The organism is Enterococcus sp. DIV1090, from assembly GCF_050537975.1.
Classification (GTDB): Bacteria; Bacillota; Bacilli; order Lactobacillales; family Enterococcaceae; genus Enterococcus; species Enterococcus faecalis.
Genome location: NZ_CP172917.1, coordinates 653051 through 667287 on the forward strand (window position 1 = coordinate 653051; position 14237 = coordinate 667287).

13 protein-coding genes are annotated in these 14237 nt (G+C 38.3%); 6 read left to right on the top strand and 7 right to left on the bottom strand.

What is annotated here, in order from left to right; genetic code table 11:
* The first annotated feature begins 11 nt into the window (after positions 1-11).
* Complete coding sequence (locus IGL48_RS03150; protein WP_002355767.1) at positions 12-323, top strand: hypothetical protein; 312 nt, start codon at positions 12-14, stop codon at positions 321-323.
* A 46-nt stretch (positions 324-369) separates the two neighbouring features.
* Here IGL48_RS03150 and IGL48_RS03155 read toward each other — a convergent pair whose 3' ends face one another.
* From IGL48_RS03155 to IGL48_RS03165, 3 genes are read right to left on the bottom strand one after another with little or no spacing between them, the layout of a single operon-like run.
* Positions 370-1524: a pyridoxal phosphate-dependent aminotransferase gene (locus tag IGL48_RS03155; protein ID WP_010824456.1), complete on the bottom strand. Its 1155-nt coding sequence runs from the start codon at positions 1522-1524 to the stop codon at positions 370-372.
* A gap of 15 nt (positions 1525-1539) precedes the next feature.
* Positions 1540-2262: an amino acid ABC transporter ATP-binding protein gene (locus IGL48_RS03160; RefSeq protein WP_002355769.1), complete on the bottom strand. Its 723-nt coding sequence runs from the start codon at positions 2260-2262 to the stop codon at positions 1540-1542.
* Complete coding sequence (locus tag IGL48_RS03165; RefSeq protein WP_010712083.1) at positions 2255-3718, bottom strand: ABC transporter permease subunit; 1464 nt, start codon at positions 3716-3718, stop codon at positions 2255-2257. The genes IGL48_RS03160 and IGL48_RS03165 overlap by 8 nt, the downstream gene beginning before the upstream one ends.
* Before the next feature lie 170 nt (positions 3719-3888).
* Here IGL48_RS03165 and IGL48_RS03170 point away from each other — a divergent pair, with 170 nt between their 5' ends.
* The 5 genes from IGL48_RS03170 (at position 3889) to adhE (ending at position 10080) form a co-directional block, all read left to right on the top strand.
* Entirely contained in the window at positions 3889-4995 is a 1107-nt protein-coding gene (locus tag IGL48_RS03170; RefSeq protein ID WP_430618661.1) for an iron-containing alcohol dehydrogenase family protein, read from the top strand.
* A 158-nt stretch (positions 4996-5153) separates the two neighbouring features.
* Positions 5154-6299, top strand: a complete 1146-nt coding sequence (gene tgt / locus IGL48_RS03175) for a tRNA guanosine(34) transglycosylase Tgt (protein ID WP_002373528.1) — start codon at positions 5154-5156, stop codon at positions 6297-6299.
* 60 nt (positions 6300-6359) lie between these two features.
* A complete protein-coding gene (gene yajC / locus IGL48_RS03180) occupies positions 6360-6758 on the top strand; it encodes a preprotein translocase subunit YajC (RefSeq protein ID WP_002383336.1) in 399 nt (132 codons plus the stop codon).
* Between the two features lie 261 nt (positions 6759-7019).
* Complete coding sequence (locus tag IGL48_RS03185) at positions 7020-7325, top strand: post-transcriptional regulator (RefSeq protein WP_025189321.1); 306 nt, start codon at positions 7020-7022, stop codon at positions 7323-7325.
* A 157-nt stretch (positions 7326-7482) separates the two neighbouring features.
* On the top strand, positions 7483-10080 hold the full coding sequence (adhE, locus tag IGL48_RS03190; RefSeq protein ID WP_002388933.1) for a bifunctional acetaldehyde-CoA/alcohol dehydrogenase: 2598 nt from the start codon (positions 7483-7485) through the stop codon (positions 10078-10080).
* A 44-nt stretch (positions 10081-10124) separates the two neighbouring features.
* On the opposite strand, the gene fni is transcribed toward adhE, so the two are convergent.
* Genes fni through mvk form a run of 4 tightly spaced genes read right to left on the bottom strand, consistent with a single transcriptional unit; the run spans position 10125 to position 14200 of the window.
* A complete protein-coding gene (fni, locus tag IGL48_RS03195; protein ID WP_002381302.1) occupies positions 10125-11168 on the bottom strand; it encodes a type 2 isopentenyl-diphosphate Delta-isomerase in 1044 nt (347 codons plus the stop codon).
* Positions 11152-12258: a phosphomevalonate kinase gene (locus tag IGL48_RS03200; protein ID WP_002355777.1), complete on the bottom strand. Its 1107-nt coding sequence runs from the start codon at positions 12256-12258 to the stop codon at positions 11152-11154. Before IGL48_RS03200 ends, fni begins: the two co-directional genes overlap by 17 nt.
* A 2-nt stretch (positions 12259-12260) precedes the next feature.
* Positions 12261-13256, bottom strand: a complete 996-nt coding sequence (gene mvaD / locus IGL48_RS03205) for a diphosphomevalonate decarboxylase (RefSeq protein ID WP_002355778.1) — start codon at positions 13254-13256, stop codon at positions 12261-12263.
* On the bottom strand, positions 13256-14200 hold the full coding sequence (gene mvk, locus IGL48_RS03210) for a mevalonate kinase (RefSeq protein WP_002397947.1): 945 nt from the start codon (positions 14198-14200) through the stop codon (positions 13256-13258). Before mvk ends, mvaD begins: the two co-directional genes overlap by 1 nt.
* Positions 14201-14237 lie beyond the last annotated feature (37 nt).

A 14237-nucleotide genomic window follows, 5' to 3' on the forward strand; every position in this document is an offset into this window, starting at 1 on the left:
GAGGCAAACAAATGACTGAAAAACTTGCTGTTTTTACAGGGAAATTAGCAGAGGCTGGTGTGTTAAATGAGACGCAGCCATTGTCAATGCGATTACATTTAGAAAATATCCAAGCAGAAAGTGATCCAGAATCCATTGTGCCCTTATTTTCTCATGGGGTAATTTTAAACATACTTGTTGAACAGTTAGAGGAAAGTATCCCACTGTCTCACTTGAAAAAAGGGACCAAAGTCCGTTTCACAGTCGTGGGCTTGCCACCGATGACTATGTCGATTCCACCGCATGTTGGTGGGCAAGCGATTGAATTGATAGAAGAAATCTAAAAAGCTTCTGCATTAGCTAATAATCATAGCTAATGCAGAAGCTTTTTTATTCAAAGGTCATTCTTTCAATTCGATCGAACGCTTCCTTTAATAAATCTAAATTTTGTGTTGCGGCTAAACGAATGTACTCATCGCCCGTTGTTTCACCAAATGCTTTTCCAGGAATCACTAATACCTGTGTCTCTTTTAAAAGCTTTTCCACAAAAGGAACGGAAGTTAGTCCAGTTTTTTGAATATTAATGAAGGCGTAAATACTTCCTTTGACTGGATGAAGCGAAAGGAAAGGGATCTTTGCTACTCGTTGGGCCACATACTCTAAACGTGTTTGGAACACTTCAACGATCGGGTCTACAAATTCGTCAAAATGTTGTAACGCATAGATTCCTGCTTGCTGTGACAACGTAGGCGCAGAATACGTAACGCCTTCATTAATTAATTTGGCTACTTCGTTAATATAGTCTGGGGCAATCATATAACCAATACGCCAACCAGTCATTGCAAAGGCCTTTGAAAAGCTACCAAAAGTGATAGTATTTTCTGGAGCAAACGTAGCCATGGGAGTAAACGTTTCTTGGAAACAAAAGGCTTCATAAACTTCATCTGAAAGAATGTATAAATTGTGTTCAATCGCTACCTGTGCGATTTCTCTGAAAGTTTCTTCAGAGAAAACAGCGCCTGTCGGGTTATTCGGTGAATTTAGAATAATCGCTTTGGTTTTAGGCGTGATTTTTTCTTTCAAAAGAGCTACATCAATTTGGAAACCATCTTCTTCATAGGTTGGTAAAAAGACCGGAACGCCATCTGCTAAAAGAACTTGGTCTTTATAAGGAGAGAAATAAGGTTCATGAATAATCACTTCATCTCCAGGATTTAGAATCACTTGTAAGGCAAGGTACATTCCGTGCAGAGCGCCAACTGTGGCCCGGACTTGATTCGGTTGAAAAGATAATTGATAATGTGACTGATAAAACTGAATGACCGCCTCAATGAATGTCTCGCTACCATCAGAAGCGGTATATTTTGTATGCCCATTTTTGGCATCGTTAGCTGCTTGTTCGATAATCCGCTCATCGGTAATTAAGTCAGGGTCACCAATCGATAAATCGATTAAATTTGGGGTCTTTTTCGCCAATGTTGCAATATCCATGAGTAAATTTTCAGTAGGTTGTTGGTAACGTGTTGCGATATTCTTGCGATCCATACCAGGTGCTCCTTTTTATAAAACTTTTCTTAGAAAATCTTGTGTTCTTGGGTTTTGTGGCGCATCAAAAATTTCTTCAGGTGTGCCTTCTTCTTGAATGATTCCTGCATCCATAAAAATGACACGGTCCGCGACTTCTTTTGCGAAGCCCATTTCGTGGGTAACCACTACCATTGTCATCCCTTCAATAGCTAAATTTTTCATAACGGATAGCACTTCGCCCACCATTTCAGGGTCTAAGGCAGAAGTTGGTTCATCGAACAGCATTACGTCAGGGCGCATGGCTAAAGCACGAGCAATCGCTACCCGTTGTTGTTGCCCACCAGAAAGTTGAGCGGGATAATTTTCTTTTTTATCTGATAAACCAACTTGTTCCAGTAAAGAAAGAGCATGTTCTGTGGCTTCGGCAGCGGCTTCTTTTTTTACTTTAACAGGACTAATCGTTAAGTTTTCCAAGACATTTTTATGCGGGAAAAGATTGAAATTTTGAAATACCATTCCCATTTTTTGACGAAGTTGATCAATGTTGGTATTTTTATCTAATAAATTTTTTCCTTCAAATTCAACGCTGCCACCAGTTGGTGTTTCTAATAAGTTCAAGCAACGTAAAAAAGTACTTTTACCACTGCCAGAAGGGCCAATAATTACGACAACTTCACCAGCTTCAATTTCTAAGTCAATTCCTTTAAGTACTTCATTTTTTCCGAATGTTTTCTGTAAGTTTTTAATGTTAATCACTAGTACTCATTCTCCTTTCAGCAACACCTAATAGACGCGAGATAGTAAAGGTTAGGACGAAATAAATCAACGATACAATTAAGTAAGGTAGGAAGGGTTTAAAACTTGCTCCTTGAACGTTGCCAGCTTGGAAAATTAGTTCTGAAACACCAATGACTGAAACAACGGAAGATTCTTTAATTACTGTAACAAATTCATTGCCTAACGCTGGTAAAATATTTTTAATAGCTTGTGGGAAAATGATGTACCGCATTGCTTGGTTTTGATTCATTCCCAAAGAACGAGCAGCTTCCAATTGTCCTTTATTAACTGCCTGAATACCAGCACGAATAATTTCTGCTACATATGCACCACTGTTTAGAGAAAGGGCAATACAACCAGCTGCTACTTTTGATAAGTCCAAACCAAGAACGCCTGTCCCGAAATAGACAATAAAAATTTGAACAAGCAAAGGAGTGCCACGAACATATTCAATATAAGCAATGGCAATGCCACGTAAAATTTTGGAATTGGCTAACTTCATTAAGGCAAGTAATGCCCCTAAAATGGCACCAAACAAAACACCAATGAAAGCTAGGAAAATGGTATAGCCTGCACCGTTAAGGTAGAACTTTCCATACTTTTGTAAAAAGCTTTGATCTTTTTGGAACATTAATTGATTGGCTTCTTTTTTATAACCGTCCATTAATTTTTGATCATTAATTTGTTTAATAGAGGCATTTACTTTCTCCTTCAAAACGGGCGCATCTTTAGGAAAAGCAACGGCAGTATCTTTTGAGCCTTTTTCAAAGGTAACATCAGCAAAAGCTAAATCCTCATTTTGAGAAACATAGGCTTCGCCAACCGGTTCTTCCATAACGACTGCATCTAATTTATTATTTTTTAGATTCATAATTAAATCTGGAATTTTTTGAAGAGAAGTAGGGACAGCACCGGTTAATTCGGTTTTAATTAATTCTTCTTGTGTCGTTTGCTTTTGGGCACCTGCACGAACGCCTTCGAAATCTTTAGTGGAATGAAATTTATCTTTGTCTTCTTTCCGAACAATGACTCTTTGTTGAACGTTCATATATGGTTGAGAAAAAGCTACTTCTTTTAATCGTTCAGGCGTTGGCGACATGCCAGAGATGACCATGTCAATCTTGCCAGTTTTTAAGGCCCCTAACAGAGCATCAAAGCCTAGTTCTTCGATTTTTAATTTAACGCCTAAATCGTCGGCAATTTTTTGAGCAATAGAAATATCAAAACCGACAATTTTATCTTCGCCATCTACTTTTGCATGAAATTCATAAGGGGCATAGTCTGCGGATAAGCCGACAACTAGTTCTCCCTTTTGGATGATTTTGTCATAGACTGGATCGTTTTCGGCTGCAAAAGTTTCTTTAATAGGTAATAATGAGAGCAACAAGAATAAAATTGGTAAAATCGTCTGTAGCCATTTTTTACATTTGGTCATTTGCGTAAACTCCTTTTTGTATTATTTTTATAAATATTCAAAAAAAGCGAATAAATGTATAAAAATTTATTGTGTTATGATGTGGTTTATCATATCATAGAATATGTAAAAGGAAAAGTAGTAGAGTTGAAAAAATACAACTTTTTCAAAAAAATTTTCAAAAGTCAAAAATGAAGGGGATTTTCAAGATGGAACAATCATTAATTGTGAGAGGGACACCACAAGAGTATCTTTGCGAAATTGGTTCGTGGGAATTATTAGAAGGACAACTATTATGCAGAAATATTCATCGTGTATTCATTTTACACGGGACTGAGTCATGGCAAGCGGCAAAACCGTATTTTCCGACGTTTCAAAAAGTAACAGCTGTTTTTGAAAACTATGGAGGTGTTTGTACAGATCAACGTGTGCAAGAGTTAGAAGCGCAAGTGCTGGACAATCATTTAGAGGCCATCGTCGCTGTTGGTGGAGGAAAAGTGACCGACTTGGGCAAAGCCTTAGCACACAAAATGGCGTTACCGGTAATTATTTTACCCACTTTAGCAGCTACTTGTGCGCCGTGCACGCCATTGAGTGTAATGTATCGAGAAGATGGAGCAATGGAACGGTATGACGTTTTTCCGCAAGCAAACGCTTTGGTGTTGGTAGAACCAAGAGTGTTATTGCATTCGCCTCGGTCCTTAATGGTGGCAGGTATTGGGGATACATTAGCTAAATGGTACGAAGCAGATGCGATTATTTCGCAGTTAGACGTCCAAGTGTTACCTATTCAAGTTTCTCATTTTGCCGCAGAAAAATGCCGCGATATTTTGTTAAATGAAAGTATCAATGCTTTAAAAGCGATGGAAGAGCAACAATTAAATCAATCGTTTATTGATGTCATCGAAACAAATTTAATTATTGGTGGAATGGTGGGTGGCTTTGGCGATGATTATGGTCGGACAGCGGGTGCCCATTCCATTCATGATGCACTAACTTTGCTGCCAGCTAGCCATCAACAATTGCATGGAAACAAAGTGGCGTATGGTGTGTTTGTTCAATTAGCCATTGAAGAGAAATGGCAAGAAATCGCTGAATTGATTCCTTTCTATCACCAACTAGGTTTGCCTATTTCTTTAAAAGAAATGGACATGGACTTAACTGAAGCCGAGTATCAAGAAGTAGCAGAACGTGCTTGTATAGAAGGCGAAACGATTCATTATATGAAACAAAAAATTACCCCTGAAATTGTGAAAACAGCGATGCAAGATTTAGAAAAATATACAGCGACAAAATAAGTGCCAAACAGCAACTAGTTCATTTGAATTATTTGAACTAGTTGCTGTTTTTTAAGGATCCTTTTTTGAAAAAAGAAACCTTGAGAAATCCTTGCAAATTCAATAAAAAAAAAGTATGATGATGGGAGGACAAATTATAGTAGAAAGTAGGGAAATGAATGACGGAACCAGCCATTCGTTATCGTTTAATCAAAAAAGATAAACACACAGGTGCGCGTTTAGGTGAATTAATTACTCCTCACGGCACATTTCCAACGCCAATGTTTATGCCGGTAGGTACACTTGCGACAGTTAAAACAATGTCACCAGAAGAATTAAAAGAAATGGGTGCCGGTGTTATTTTAAGTAATACTTACCATTTATGGTTACGCCCAGGTGAGGATTTAGTCGAAGAAGCAGGCGGTTTACACAAATTTATGAACTGGGATCAACCTATTTTAACTGATTCAGGTGGCTTCCAAGTCTTTTCATTAAGTGATATGCGGAAAATCGAAGAAGAAGGTGTGCATTTTAGAAATCATTTAAATGGTTCAAAAATGTTCCTTTCTCCAGAAAAAGCGATCAATATTCAAAATAAATTAGGATCAGATATTATGATGAGCTTTGATGAATGTCCACCATTTGATGAAAGCTATGAGTATGTCAAACGCTCGATTGAACGGACTTCTCGTTGGGCTGAGCGTGGCTTAAAAGCCCATGCGAATCCTGATAGACAGGGATTATTCGGTATTGTTCAAGGTGCGGGATTTGAAGATTTACGTCGTCAAAGTGCTAAAGATTTAGTGAGTATGGATTTTCCTGGCTATTCGATTGGTGGCTTATCTGTTGGTGAGTCTAAGGAAGAAATGAACCGAGTCTTAGACTTTACGACACCGTTAATTCCTGAAAATAAACCACGTTACTTAATGGGTGTGGGTGCCCCTGATTCATTAATTGATGGAGTGATTCGTGGGATTGACATGTTTGATTGTGTGTTACCAACACGTATTGCGCGCAATGGTACTTGTATGACTTCACAAGGTCGCTTGGTTGTTAAAAATGCCCAATATGCAAGAGATTTTCGTCCGCTTGATGAAAAATGTGATTGTTATGTTTGTCGTAATTATACGCGGGCCTATATTCGTCATTTGATTAAATGTGATGAAACATTCGGAATCCGTTTAACATCGTATCATAATTTATACTTCTTGTTAGACTTAATGAAAAATGTCCGTCAAGCAATTATGGAGGACAATTTATTAGAATTCCGACAAGCGTTTTTTGAAGAATATGGCTTTAATAAAGCGAATGCAAAAAGTTTCTAAAAATTAGAGGAAAAAACTAGTTCTTCAAGCATTTTTTTGATACAGTTAGTAGTGTGAATAATGCAGAGTGAGGTGAAACAAATGGGTGGCGGATTTACAATGATTTTTACATTAGTCCTTTTAGGAGGAATGATGTTTTTCATGACACGTTCTCAAAAGAAACAACAACAAGAACGTCAAAAACAACTAAACGCAATGAAAACTGGCGATAGTGTTGTCACAATTGGTGGTTTACATGGTGTTTTAAGTGAAATCAACGAAAAAACAGTTTTAATCGATTGCGAAGGTATTGTCTTAGAATTTGACCGTGCAGCAATTCGAACTGTAACACCTGGAACTGCCGTTACAAATGATTCAGCAGTAACTAGTGTACCAGTCACAGAAGTTGAAGAGACAGTCACAGAAGAAGTAACTGAAGTTCCTGAAACATCAGATCCTTCAAAAGAAAAGAAAGACTAAACGAATCAACTAATTCATTTAATGGTTAGAGAGAGCGGAACAGGCTTTTCAAAGGCGAAACTGTGACCAGTAGTCACACGAGAAAGCCAATAAGAAGAGACAATTCCTATTCCGCTCGTGGCGTTTATCTTAAAATGTAGGACTAGGAATGTAGGTCATTTGGACTTACCTCCTAAGTCCTTTTTAACTATTAAGTTTACAAAAAAGGTTCCTTTTTATAGTGTCGAAAGATAGTTAAAAAGTGAGCAATATTTCGCTTGGTTGGAAGGAGAAGAGCCCATGACAAAGGAAAAATTAAGTTGGTTACAACAAAAAATGCTCAATAAAAGTATTAAAAAGAAGTGCCAAAATTTTCGTGAACTAGGTTATTCTTCCATCAACGAAGAAGATTTATTGACTTATTTACTCACCTATCGTTGGAAAAAGCAAGCCAGTTTATCTGTCAAAGACTGTCGTAAAGACATTCAGAAGGTTAAGCCGAATGAATTTTTTGACTATCAACAATTATTGGCACAGACATCAAAAAATCCTTTAAGGGACTGGCATGATATTGAAGACTTATTCTAGAAAAAAGAATAGGTCTTTTTTTTTTGAGATAAAAAAATTATAAATAGTTGTGAAAAATATCACAAAAGCTATTTACAAGATCCATTTTATGTTGTATGATGTGAATGTGAAATAGTTAACAAAGTTTTTTTAAAATGAAACTCTTAGGAGGATGAACATGGTTAAAACAGTAAAAAAAGAAAAGACAGAAACAGTTGATGTTTCATCAATGATTGATGAATTAGCAACAAAAGCGAATGTCGCTTTAAAAGCAATGGAAGATTTTACACAAGAACAAGTAGATCACATTGTCCATCAAATGGCGATGGCGGCGTTAGACCAACATATGCCTTTAGCAAAAATGGCTGTCGAAGAAACTGGCCGTGGAATCTATGAAGATAAAGCAATCAAAAATATGTATGCATCTGAATACATTTGGAATAATATTAAACATGATAAAACTGTGGGTGTAATTAACAAAGACGAACAAACCGGTTTAATGGAAATTGCTGAGCCAGTTGGCGTGGTATGTGGGGTCACACCAACAACAAACCCAACGTCAACAACTATTTTTAAATCACTAATTGCCTTAAAAACAAGAAATCCAATTGTTTTTGCTTTCCATCCTAGCGCACAAAAATGTTCGGCAGAAGCGGCACGTATTGTACGGGATGCGGCGATTGCAGCAGGTGCACCAGAAAATTGTATTCAATGGATTGAACAACCATCGATTGATGCAACATCTGCTTTGATGAATCATCCAGGGATTGCCATTGTTTTAGCAACTGGTGGCGCAGGCATGGTAAAATCTGCGTACTCAACAGGTAAACCAGCACTAGGCGTTGGTCCTGGGAACGTACCAGCTTATATTGAAAAAACGGCTAAAGTAAAACGTGCGGTTAATGATTTAATTGTTTCAAAATCATTTGATAATGGAATGATTTGTGCTTCTGAGCAAGCGGTCATTGTGGATAAAGAAATTTATGCTTCTGTCAAAGCTGAGTTTGAAGCACACAATGTTTACTTCGTGAAACCGAATGAATTACAAAAACTAGAAGATGCAGTGATGAATGAAGGCAAATACGCAGTAAATCCAGCGATTGTCGGTAACTCTGCAGAAAAAATTGCTGAATTAGCAGGAATTAGCGTACCAAAAGGCACAAAAATTTTAGTCGCTGAATTAGAAGGTGCAGGTCCAGAATATCCATTATCAAGAGAAAAATTATCGCCAGTTTTAGCAATGATGAAATCAAACAATGCAGAGCATGCTTTTGAACTATGTGAAGCGATGTTAAACTTAGGTGGTTTAGGACATACAGCAGTAATTCATACAGAAGATGAAGAGTTACAAGTTGCTTTTGGTTTACGTATGAAAGCTTGTCGTATTTTAGTGAATACTCCATCAGCAGAAGGCGGTATCGGTAACATTTATAACGAAATGATTCCATCCTTAACACTTGGTTGTGGTTCATACGGGAAAAACTCTGTTTCTAAAAACGTATCAGCCATTAACTTAATTAATATTAAAACGGTAGCGAAACGGAGAAATAATATGCAATGGTTTAAATTACCTCCAAAAATTTTCTTTGAAAAAAATTCTTTACAATATCTACAAAAAATGGAAAATGTTGAACGTGTCATGTTAGTTTGTGACCCAGGTATGGTTCAATTTGGCTATGCAGATATCGTACGTAAAGAGCTACAAAAACGTAAAAATGATGTGAAAATCGAAGTATTTTCTGATGTTGAACCAAACCCATCAACAAATACTGTTTATGCAGGTACCAAAATGATGGTTGATTTCCAACCAGATACAGTGATTGCCTTGGGTGGCGGTTCTGCAATGGACGCGGCGAAAGGCATGTGGATGTTCTATGAACACCCAGATACAGAGTTCTTTGGTGCAAAACAAAAATTCTTAGATATCCGCAAACGGACATATAAAATTGCCAAACCAGAAAAAACACAATTTGTTTGTATCCCAACTACTTCAGGAACTGGTTCAGAAGTTACACCATTTGCCGTTATTACTGATAGTGAAACACACGTGAAATATCCGTTAGCAGACTATGCGTTAACACCAGATGTAGCGATTGTTGATCCACAGTTCGTAATGTCTGTGCCAGCTTCAGTCACTGCAGATACAGGTATGGATGTTTTAACACATGCTATTGAATCTTATGTTTCCGTGATGGCTTCAGATTACACACGTGGTTTAAGTTTACAAGCAATCAAGTTAGTTTTCGATCATTTAGAAAATTCAGTGAAACGTCCAGATATGGAATCTCGCGAAAAAATGCATAATGCATCAACCATGGCAGGGATGGCATTTGCTAATGCATTCTTAGGTATTTGTCACTCTATTGCTCATAAAATTGGTGGGGAATATGGCATTCCACATGGTCGTACAAATGCGATTTTATTACCACATATTATTCGTTACAATGCGAAAGATCCATCAAAACACGCAATGTTCCCTAAATATGATTACTTCCGCGCCGATACTGATTATGCAGACATTGCAAAATTCTTAGGCTTAAAAGGAAATACCACCGCAGAATTAGTAGAAGCTTTAGCAACAGCAGTAGCAGACTTAGGTAAATCAGTCGGAATTGACATGAACTTGAAAGCCCAAGGTGTCTCACAAGAAACATTAGACACAACGGTTGATCGTATGGCAGAACTTGCATATGAAGACCAATGTACAACTGCAAATCCGAAAGAACCATTAATTAGTGAACTAAAACAAATTATCTTAGATGCTTATGTAGGATAAAAGAACTCAAATAAAGAGACCAGAACATTAATGTTCTGGTCTCTTTAACGTTTTGCGAAAACAGTGCTGTCGATACCACGGTTATGACACCAATTAACTAAAACTGGATCGAGGATAAGTGCGGTACTCGTTAATTCTTCTGTCGTCTTTTTTCCTAAAAGAGTATAAAGCATTTTCACTTCTTCTTGCCATTGCTGTACAAGGGCTAAGGTATTTTCTAAACCATTTTTACTCATAAGGGAAGCTAAGATAGTCCCAGCAACTCCCATGCTTTTGGCACCTAAAGCGAGTCCTTTGACAATATCAAGAGAGTTACGCACACCGCCAGAGCCGAGAATAGTTAGTTTCTTTTGCCAATTTTGTGATTCCAGAAGAGAGATGACCGTTGATTGCCCCCAATCATCTAAGAAAGAAAGTTCTCGTTTCTTCCGCCGGGCATTTTCAATTTGTGTAAAACTCGTTCCGCCTTGGCCGCTCACATCCGCTGCTTGAACGCCGATAGAGGTAAGTTTTTCTAAGGTTTCTTGGCTCATGCCAAAGCCAACCTCTTTGACAATGACAGGCACTTCTACGGCCTGTACGATAGCTTCAATCTTGGTTAGCCAATTAGTGAAATCACGATCTCCTTCAGGCATGACCAATTCTTGGGGCACATTTACATGGATTTGTAAGGCATTCGCTTGAAATAAATCAAGCGCTCGCTTTGCTTCTTCCACACCCAAGCCTGCACCAATATTGGCAAAAATGAGTCCATCTGGGTTTTCTTTTCGCATAATTTGATACGTATCCGCTAAACTAGCATCTTTTAACGCTGCCGAGACAGATCCTGTCGCAACTAAAAGGCCAGTTTCTTTGGCAATAATGCCTAATTGCTGATTAATTTCTTTTGCACGCTGGCTACCACCTGTCATTGCATTGACATAAAAAGGTTGGGGAAGTTGAAAAGAAAGAAACGAAGTGGAAATATCTACTTCGTTAACAGCGGATTCAGCAAACGATTGGTGAACAAAACGCACACGATCAAAGTCATTACTTTTTTCTTTGTGGAACGCTTTAGCTAATGATAGATGTTCATCTTTTCGATTCATGCTTCTCCTTACACTCCTTTTGACCATAGGTATAGACGTGAAGTGGCAGTGGGGTAATTCCGTCTTTTTCCCAAGCAGTCATTAATGGTAAAATCCCAGATTTTTGGCGGAAAATTACAATCCCACAATCGCCCCCGCCAGCGCCAGAAGATTTCGCAGCTCCTGTATAAGATTCAGCCAAATCACAAAGATTTTTCAAGGCTTCTGTTTCGATTACCACACCAGTCAGTGAAGATAATTCGGCGAGCAATTGGCGATTTTTAGTAATTTGTTTTTGAATAACAGAAATTTTTCCTGTGTTAAAGCCATTAATCATTGTTTCGACACAAAGCCGACTTTTCATTAAGAATTGCTCATAAGCCGCTTGTTTTTCTTCTTTTGATTGATGGACTCGATCAACTAAGTCTGAAGTGGACGCAGGGCTACCTGTCCAACCAATTAGTAAACGTAGTTGTTTCGGTACTTTTAACGGAAAAATCATTAATTCAGGCCAGTCCATTGCTAACAAATCAGTTAATGTTTCAGTGGCTACTTTTTGATTGACCCAATCATGATCGAAGGTTGAAAAGGCAATCCAGCCCCCGTAACAGCTGGCGGCGATATCTCCGCAAGAACCATTTCCTTGAACGGCTAAGTGAGCTAATGCTGATAATTTGAAAATTTCCTCATTTTCCAAACCTAAGTCATAAAAAATATTCAAGGCTTTGACAGTTCCAACGGTTACTGCACCGCTTGAACCAAGACCATATTTTCGTCCATTTGAACTATCTAATTCACTCGTCACTTTTAAATGATAAAATGACAATTCTTTGTTTTGCTCTTGCGCATATTTTTCAGTTAGATGAATCGCCGCTAAAACATAATGAAAAGGATTTTCGCGAATATCTAATACGAGCTCACCATTTCGGCGTGTCCAACGAATAGGTAAAGAGCTGTATTGTGCAGATTGAATACTGCCTTCATCTGTTGTTTCTTCGACAGTTACAGTTACGAATTGATCCACAGCAACGATAATGGCAGGGTGGCCAGGTTCAACAACGGCATATTCTCCTGCAATAAATAACTTTCCTGGCGTAGTAACTTCAATCATGCTTATTTATCCATTCCTTTCGTTTCAAACAATTCAATTCCGGGACCAGCAAAAGCTGGGACTAACTGCTCTTTTGAAAAATGTTCACTTAAAAATGTTTTTAATGCTTCTAAGTTTTTCTTTTCGACTAAGACCTTGACATTCGGACCTGCATCCATTGTAAAGTAACAAGGAATTCCTTTGGCCCGTGCTTGGCGAACTAAAGCCATCGCTTGTAAACTGCCTGGGGACCAGTAAGTAAATGGAGGGACAGCACCTAAGGTTGTTCCATGCATCCTTAACCCATTGGCTTCAATGATTTCTCCTAAACGAGGGAAGTCTTTTGTTTTAATTGCTTCATGAACTTGGGATAAATCTTTTTCCACATTGTCCAACCAACCTTGATAAAAGCTAGAAGTTTCTACTGTTCGTTTCATTCCATCACGGCTGGAAACATCTTTTTCGCCATCGTTAATTAAGATAAAGAGCATGGCCAATTCGTTTTCCCAATTATTGGCTGGAATATTTTCAGCAAACGAAGTTTCATCAGAGTGGCCTTTGTTCCATTGAGCAAAACCACCAAAAATGCTGCGACAAGCAGAACCTGAACCACGTCGCGCTAAACGTGATAAGTCTTTTGCTGAAAGATTTAATCCTAAGGCTACGTTACAGGCCCCTGCTAAAGCAGCTAGACCACTCGCTGAAGAAGCCAAACCAGCTGCAGTAGGCACAAAATTTTGACTTTCCACTTTTGCAAACCAAGTACAATCGGCTTGTTGACGAACAAGATTCAAAAATTCTTTGACTTTTTTTGTTTGTTTTTCGTTTTGCAAGATACCATCTAAAATAAATACATCTTCTGAATAATGGGCATCAAATGTCACAGTTGTTTCTGTGTAAAAGGCATCTAATGTTAATGATAAACTACTATTCATTGGTAAAATGTATTCTTCATTGGCTTTTCCCCAATATTTAATCAGAGCAATATTTGTATGCGCTCGTGCTTTTCCTGAAAGCATTACTTTTTCACCTCTAATGATTGAATCCATGTAGCAACAGCTCCATTTTCTTCTAAAGTCTGTGCAATGGTTTGTGCGGTCTTTTTATTATCTGTTAAGGCAATCATACAGCCACCGCGACCGCCGCCGGTTAATTTTGCTCCTAGAGCGCCATGTTCTAAAGAGAGAGCCACTAGTCGATCCAGCATATCGTTGCTGACGGATAATTGCTGGAGTTGCTCTTGCGCTAACGTCATTAGCTGACCTAATTTTTGTTTATCATCTTGTAAAATCGCTTGCTTTGCTTCTTTAGTAAAAGAACCTAATTGTTTCATTGTTTCAGCGATTGCTGTGGGATTATTTTGAGCTAGCTGCGCAATGTCTTTCACGGCTTCACGTGTTTGACCTTTAATTCCCGTATCAGCTACTACTAAGTAGGCATTAGATAAATTCATCGAGAAATGTGTGGGCGGAAATCCTCTAGTAAAAAATAAGGGATCAGCGCCGCTTGTTGCTGCGGCATCGATACCACTAGGATTGCCATGAGCAATTTTCTCACTTAAGGAAACAAGCTCAAACAATTCTTGATATGTATAAGCGTAATCAAAATAATCAAAAAGGCTTCGAACGATGGCCACAGCGGTTGCTGCGCTTGAGCCCATTCCTCGTTCAGCGGGAATCGTACTTGTTAAGGTCAAAGTGCCTTTAAACGTATCTTCCTTTAAAAAATGTAAGGTTTGCTGAACAACTTCCTTGATATTTGCTAGCTCTTGGGGCACGTCTTCAAGCAATCCTGTAAAATATGCACAATCAATCTGCATAGTTTTTGCCGGGGTAAAGACGGCTGTGATTTCTGTCGCTTGAAAAGGAAAGGCGATTGCTGGTTCGCCGTAAACAACGGCGTGTTCCCCCATTAAAATGATTTTTCCCGTCGCTTGACCGAGGCCTTGTTTTTTTATATTCATTCACTGACATTCCTTTTGAGTAGAATCGAGTATAGGA

What these genes read in the sequence shown, in the direction of transcription:
- IGL48_RS03150 (WP_002355767.1), top strand. Translation starts at nt 12, where the DNA reads ATGACTGAAAAACTTGCTGTTTTTACAGGGAAATTAGCAGAGGCTGGT.
- IGL48_RS03155 (WP_010824456.1), bottom strand. Translation starts at nt 1,524, where the DNA reads ATGGATCGCAAGAATATCGCAACACGTTACCAACAACCTACTGAAAAT.
- IGL48_RS03165 (WP_010712083.1), bottom strand. Translation starts at nt 3,718, where the DNA reads ATGACCAAATGTAAAAAATGGCTACAGACGATTTTACCAATTTTATTC.
- IGL48_RS03170 (WP_430618661.1), top strand. Translation starts at nt 3,889, where the DNA reads ATGAAGGGGATTTTCAAGATGGAACAATCATTAATTGTGAGAGGGACA.
- tgt (WP_002373528.1), top strand. Translation starts at nt 5,154, where the DNA reads ATGACGGAACCAGCCATTCGTTATCGTTTAATCAAAAAAGATAAACAC.
- yajC (WP_002383336.1), top strand. Translation starts at nt 6,360, where the DNA reads ATGCAGAGTGAGGTGAAACAAATGGGTGGCGGATTTACAATGATTTTT.
- adhE (WP_002388933.1), top strand. Translation starts at nt 7,483, where the DNA reads ATGGTTAAAACAGTAAAAAAAGAAAAGACAGAAACAGTTGATGTTTCA.
- fni (WP_002381302.1), bottom strand. Translation starts at nt 11,168, where the DNA reads ATGAATCGAAAAGATGAACATCTATCATTAGCTAAAGCGTTCCACAAA.
- IGL48_RS03200 (WP_002355777.1), bottom strand. Translation starts at nt 12,258, where the DNA reads ATGATTGAAGTTACTACGCCAGGAAAGTTATTTATTGCAGGAGAATAT.
- mvaD (WP_002355778.1), bottom strand. Translation starts at nt 13,256, where the DNA reads ATGCTTTCAGGAAAAGCACGAGCGCATACAAATATTGCTCTGATTAAA.
- mvk (WP_002397947.1), bottom strand. Translation starts at nt 14,200, where the DNA reads ATGAATATAAAAAAACAAGGCCTCGGTCAAGCGACGGGAAAAATCATT.